Origin of the sequence: Ramlibacter sp. (assembly GCF_035706265.1) — a bacterium.
In the GTDB taxonomy this organism is placed as follows: Bacteria; Pseudomonadota; Gammaproteobacteria; order Burkholderiales; family Burkholderiaceae_C; genus Ramlibacter.
Map to the genome: position 1 here is coordinate 1 of NZ_DASSVG010000698.1, position 2053 is coordinate 2053.

General features: G+C 68.2%; 1 protein-coding gene. It reads right to left on the reverse strand.

Features of this window, described 5'->3' with window-relative positions; all coding sequences use genetic code 11:
- Positions 1-112: 112 nt before the first annotated feature.
- On the reverse strand, positions 113-2053 hold a 1941-nt coding region (locus tag VFM98_RS25065; protein ID WP_325112609.1), incomplete at its 5' end, for a CocE/NonD family hydrolase.

Here is a 2053-nt window from a genome sequence, read left to right on the forward strand (position 1 = left end):
GTGGAGAGCCTGCTGGCCTGAGCCGCCGCGATGCACGGCAATCCGCATAGTGTCCGGGTCGCACAACGCGATCCGGACACCAGGTCTTTGCAGGCGGGCTTTCTTCGTCGACTCAGGGCGCGGCGTTGCCCACCACCGGCAGCAGCACCGCGCTGCGGCCGTCGGTGCCGTGCTCGATGGTGATGGTCGCCTTGCGGTAGTCGCTCGGTTGGGCGAACAGGATGTTCGGCACGTAGCTCTGCGGGTTGCGGTCGTACAGCGGGAACAGCGTGGACTGGATCTGCACCATGATCCGGTGGCCCGGCTTGAAGACGTAGTTCACCGTGGGCAGGCGGAAGCTGTACTCCTGCACCTCGTTGGCCGGGATCGGCGAGGGCTCGGCGAAGCTCGTGCGGTAGCGGCCGCGGAAGATGTCCATCGACACCGGCAGCTCGTAGCCGCCCATGGTCGGGTCGTCCGGCACGGTGCCCGGATAGACGTCGATCAGCTTCACCACGAAATCGCCGTCGGTGCCGGTGGTGCGCGCGAACAGGTCGGCGATCGGCGCGCCCTGCACGGTCACCGGCGTGGTCAGCACCGGCGTGGTGTAGGACAGCACGTCCGGGCGCGTCTCGACGAAGCGCTGGTCGTGCACCAGCCAGGTACGCCAGCGGTCGTTCTCCTGCGGGATCGGCCGCGGCAGGTACGGCACCGGTTTGGCCGGGTCGGACACGTAGCTGTCGCTGCCGCCCGAAGGCTGCGCGAAGCCCAGGCCGAAGTCGCCCTGCAGGTAGAGCGGGGTGAGCTTCTGCGCGCTGGCCGGCTTCCAGTCGCTGAAGCGGTCCCAGCGCTGCTCGCTCGGGTTGTAGATCAACGCCTGCGGCAGCGCGTCAGGCATCGGCGTGCCGCGCAGGTAGTGGTTGAACCAGGGGATCATCACCTGCCGGCGGAACTGCGCGGTGGTGTTGCCGGGCCACTTCAACGGCCCGATCGCCCAGCCGTCGCGGTTGATCTGGCTGTGCCACCACGGGCCCATCACCAGGTGATTGTTGGCGCCGTGGCCGGCCTCGGTCAGCGCCTCCCAGGCGTGCACGGCGCCGTAGATGTCCTCCTGGTCCCACAGGCCCTGCAGCCACATCGTGGGCACGCTGGACGGGTGGGCGACCAGCAGCTTGTCCAGCGCCTGCAGTTGCCAGAACGCGTCGTACGCCGGGTGTGCGGCGAAGCGGTTCCACCACGGCAGCTGCCTGAAGCCGTGGGCCTCGGCCCAGGCGCCGGCCGAGCCGGCCTGGAGGAAGTTGGTGTAGTCGTCGTAGTTGTCGCGCGGCACGCTCTCGCCCGAGCCCTGCTTGGTCATCTGGCCGGTGAAGTAGTCCAGGTTCACCTGGCGCAGCGCGCCGTAGTGGTACCAGTCGTCGCCCATCCAGCCGTCGATCATCGGGCTCTCCGGCGCGGCGACCTTGAGCGCCGGATGCGGGTGGAGCAGGGCCATCGCCACGGTCCAGCCGTCGTAGGACGAGCCGATCATGCCGACGTTGCCGTTGGATTCGGTGATGTTCTTCACCAGCCAGTCGATGGTGTCCCAGGCATCGGTGGTGTCGTCGGTCCTGGTGGGGTTGAGCGGGCCCATCGGCGGGCGCGTCATGATGTATTTGCCCTCCGAGCCGTATTTGCCGCGGATGTCCTGCGCCACCAGGATCGTGCTGCCATCGGCCCAGTCCTTGTCGCCGGACCACACCGCGTCGGCCATCTTCGGACTGTTGCCGGGCATCATGCCGCTGGCGTCGTAGGGCGTGCGTTCGAGCAGTATCGGCAGGCCGTGCGCGCCCTCGGGGATCATGATCACCGTGTGCAGCTTCACGCCGTCGCGCATGGGGATCATCACCTCGCGCCGGACGTAGTCGAAGTTGCCCTCCGGCCGCTTCCATCTGGCCGGGATGTCCGAACCGGTCTGGATCATGTCCGGGGTGACCTTCGCGTCCTGCCGGCCGGTTGGTGTGCCGGCGAAGGCGGTGGCACAGGCGAGCAGGCCGAGCGCGACGATCGCCGAGGCCAGGGCGGTTTTCTTCATGGG